General features: G+C 72.1%; 3 protein-coding genes. 1 reads left to right on the top strand and 2 read right to left on the bottom strand.

Annotation, left to right across the window (positions count from 1 at the left end; all coding sequences use genetic code 11):
• Both M3N57_05425 and ppsA read right to left on the bottom strand, forming a co-directional pair.
• The coding region (locus M3N57_05425) for a hypothetical protein (GenBank protein ID MDP9022136.1) at window positions 1-494 on the bottom strand (494 nt) is incomplete at its 3' end.
• A 100-nt stretch (window positions 495-594) separates the two neighbouring features.
• A complete protein-coding gene (ppsA, locus tag M3N57_05420) occupies window positions 595-2925 on the bottom strand; it encodes a phosphoenolpyruvate synthase (GenBank protein ID MDP9022135.1) in 2331 nt (776 codons plus the stop codon).
• 183 nt (window positions 2926-3108) lie between these two features.
• Here ppsA and M3N57_05415 point away from each other — a divergent pair.
• Window positions 3109-3721: class I SAM-dependent methyltransferase (locus M3N57_05415; protein ID MDP9022134.1), on the top strand; the 613-nt coding region annotated here is incomplete at its 3' end.

The raw sequence follows: 3721 nt of genomic DNA, 5'->3' as shown, positions 1-3721 counted from the left end.
CCGTCGGTGGTCTCGACCAGTGCGGTCATCCGGAGGAACTGCGGGGAGCCCTCCTCGGCCACCACCACGTGGTACAGCGCCGTGCGCACGGGGCGGTCGGGGCCGGTCAGGTCTCGCGTGACCGACGTCAGGAGCGCCGGGTCGGCGCCGTCGAGGAGCCCGTCGGCCGCGACCTCGGCCAGCAGGCCCCCGCCGCCGGCTTGCAGGTCGGTGAGGTGGCGGTCGAGCCAGTCGGTGGCCCGCTGCACCATCGCGGCCGCTGTGGCCTCGTCCGCGGGCGGCCTGGGACGGTCGTGGAAGACGATCGGCCCGTTGAACGTGCTCTGCACGAGCACGGTGGCTTCTCCCCGCACCGGCGGGGGGGCAACAGCCGCGTCAGTGGCCTCGGTGGCGTCGGCGGTCGGGGTCGGGCGGGCGTCGGTGCCGCTGTCACCGTCGCAGGCGCTCAGCAACGCACCGCCGACCAGCAGGCACGCCACGGCACGGCGGATCACGTTCGAGCCACGGGTCCGTCCACCACGGTCGGGGCAGTCGGTGCGCGCGGACGCTAGCAGCCGTCACCGCCCGGGCGGCGAGCGCGCAAGTCGCAGCCCGTTACCGGACCGCCCCGTCGGCGCGGGCGGACTCCACCAGCAGGCGTCGTTCCGCCGCGGCGATGGTCCGGCGGACGTCCACCGCCGCGTCGGCGTTGACCGAGATCGACGTGATCCCGAACCGGACCAGCTGCTCGGCGAACTCGGGGCGGTCGGAGGGAGCCTGACCACACAGCGACGATGTCAAGCCCGACTCGCGGCATGCCACGATGATGCGCTGCACGGCGTCGAGGACGGCCGCGTCCATCTCATCGAACAGCTCCGAGAGCACCGGGTTGTCACGGTCGACGCCCAACATCAGCTGCGTGAGGTCGTTCGATCCGATCGAGACGCCGTCGATGCCCAGCTCGGCGTACTCGGGGATCCGGTACACCACCGACGGGACCTCCGCCATGACCCACCGCTTCAAGCCGCGGTCGTCACCGAGCGGACTCTCGTCGATCGCCTCCAGGCACTCCTCCAGCTCCCAACGGGTGCGGACGAACGAGATCATCAGGTGCAGGTTGTCGGTCTCCTCCCGGACGCGCGCCAGGACCTCCAGCTCGAAGGAGAACATCTCGGGGTCGCGGACGTAGCGGAAGCAGCCGCGGTAGCCCAGCATCGGGTTCTCCTCTTGGGGCTCGTACTCCTCACCACCTTTGAGGCCCCGGAACTCGTTCGTCTTGAAGTCGGTGGCGCGGTAGATGACGGGGCGCGGGTGGAACGGCCGGGTGATCTGCAGGATCTTCTCGGCCATCGCGGCGGCAGCCTCGTCGCGGCGGCCCTGCGCCAGGACGTAGCGCGGGTGCTCACCCTGCAGCGCCTCGGTGATCAGGAACTCGGCACGCAGCAGCCCGACGCCGTCCACCGGGAGCTCGGCCGCCTCCTCGGCGCGGCGCGGGATCGCCAGGTTGACGTACAGCTGCGTCGCCAGGGGGATCGCCGCCTCCGGGGGTCGCTCACGGTCGCGGGGGGCGGCCTCAGGCCCGCCAGACCGCGGCTCCTGCAGCTGGTCGGTGACGTCCCCGGCGTACACCACGCCCGCCTCACCGTCGACGGTGACCGTGGCGCCGTCGGAGAGCTTGCTGGTCGCGTCGCCGGTCCCAACGATGCAGGGCACCTGCATCTCTCGGCCCACGATCGCCGCGTGGCTGGTCATCCCGCCGGAGTCGGTCACGAACGCCGCCGCCCGGCTCATGATCGGCACCCAGTCGGGCGCGGTCATGTCGGTGACGAGGATGTCGCCGTCCTCGAAGCGGTCGCCCTGGTCCCGGGACTGCAGGATCCGCACCGGGCCCGCTGCGGTCCCGGCGGACGCGCCCAGCCCTTCGACCAGGACCTCGGCGGCGGCGAGACGTTCCCCGTCGCCGGTTTCGTCGTCCTCGGGCTCGTCTTCGTCCAGGGTGGTGATCGGGCGTGTCTGCACCAGGAAGAACTGACCGTCTTCCGCCGCCCACTCGATGTCCTGGGGGGCGCCGTAGTGCTCCTCGACCCGCAGTGCCAGCTCCGCGAGCTCCAGCAGCTGATCGTCGTCCAGGACCCGGCGCGACGCCTCGTCGTCGTCGAGCTCGACCTCGCGGTTGCCCCCGCCGTCGCCCCGCACGATCTTCTTGTCCTTGTGGCCGATCCGGACGTCAGCGACCTCGACGCCGTCATCGCCGCGGTGCAGCACGTACGTGTCGGGTTCGACCTCGCCGGCCACCACCGCGTCCCCGAGCCCGAACGCGGCCTCGACGATCATCTCATCGCGGTCCCCGCTCGGATCGACCGTGAACACCACGCCAGCCCGGTCCGCATCGACCATGCGCTGGATCACGACCGCGATGGCGGGCTCCTCGTCGATGCCGCGCCTGGCGCGGTAGGTGAGCACCCGCTCGGTGAAGATCGACGCCCAGCAGTCCACGAGCCGCTCCAGCAGCGTGTCCTCACCGATGACGTTCGTGAACGTCTCGTTCATCCCCGCGAAGGACGCCTCCTCGGTGTCCTCGGTGGTGGCCGACGACCGCACCGCCACCAGCTCGGTGCCGTCGCCGCTGAGGTCGCGGTAGGCGGCCAGCACCGCCTCGCGCAGTTCGTCGGGGATGCCGGCGTCGCGTACCACCTCACGCGCCCGCTCGGCGACCCGCTGAACGTGGTCGGGGTCGTCCGCGTCCGCCTCGACCGTCAGCTGGCGGAGCTCGTCGCGCGCCCCGGCCTGCTCCATCGCGGCCCGGTACGCCGCCGCGGTGACCACGAACCCCGGCGGGACGGGCAGACCTGCGGTGACCAGCTCCCCGAGGTTGGCGCCCTTCCCGCCCGCCAGGCCGGTGTCGTCCTTGGACAGCGCGGAGAACTCGGCCACTAACTCGCTCATCGACCCTCCCGGCGCCGTTGAGTGGTGCGGCAGGTCGAGCCTACGAGGATGCGTGGTGTGCTCCTCGCCCCGTTCGGCCAGTGAGACGCTCCGCGCTTCCGAGCCGCCGGTCGCTGGCAGACCGCGATCGCTGGCCGCAGACAGCTGCGTCTACCATCGCCGCGCGGCCGGACGGGGGACCACGTGCAGCTGGACGAGCGGACCGCCACCAGCATCGCGGCGTACGACCAGCACGCCCGTGCCTACCAGGAGGCGCTGCGCCGCCGGCGCCCCCTGCAGGACGTGCGTCGGTTCGCGGGGCTGGCCGCACCCGGGGCGCTGGTCCTCGACGTGGGATGCGGACCCGCCAGCGATCTGCGCAACCTCACCGACATGGGTGTGGCCCCCGTGGGCGTGGACCTGTCGCTGGGCGCGCTGCGTGAGGCGCGGCTCCTGCTGCCCAAGCACCCGCTCGTGTGCGCTCCCTACGACCGGCTGCCGTTCGGTCCGCGCACCTTCCAGGGCCTGTGGCTGTCGGGGGCGTTGGTGCATCTTCCGCGCTCGGCGTGGCGTGACACCTTCGCCCGGTTGCTGTACCACCTCGACACCGGACCGGTGTACTTCTCGTGCCCACGGGGTAGCGCAGACCTCGTCGCGGTCGACGACCACATCCTGGGGCGGGTCTACCGCTCGGAGGCGACCGAGGAAGAGGTCGAGGTCCTGCTGGCGTCACACGGGCTGCGCGACGTGCAGGTCGAGCTCCGTCCCGACCCGCTCGTGGACCGCGACCGCGCCTGGGTGGCCGGCTTCGGCCGGA

The organism is Actinomycetota bacterium (assembly GCA_030776725.1).
Lineage (GTDB): Bacteria > Actinomycetota > Nitriliruptoria > Nitriliruptorales > JAHWKO01 > JAHWKW01.
This window is presented reverse-complemented; position numbering and strand designations above follow the sequence as displayed.

Coding starts and splice junctions, on each gene's coding strand:
- ppsA (MDP9022135.1), bottom strand. CDS start 2,925: ATGAGCGAGTTAGTGGCCGAGTTCTCCGCGCTGTCCAAGGACGACACC.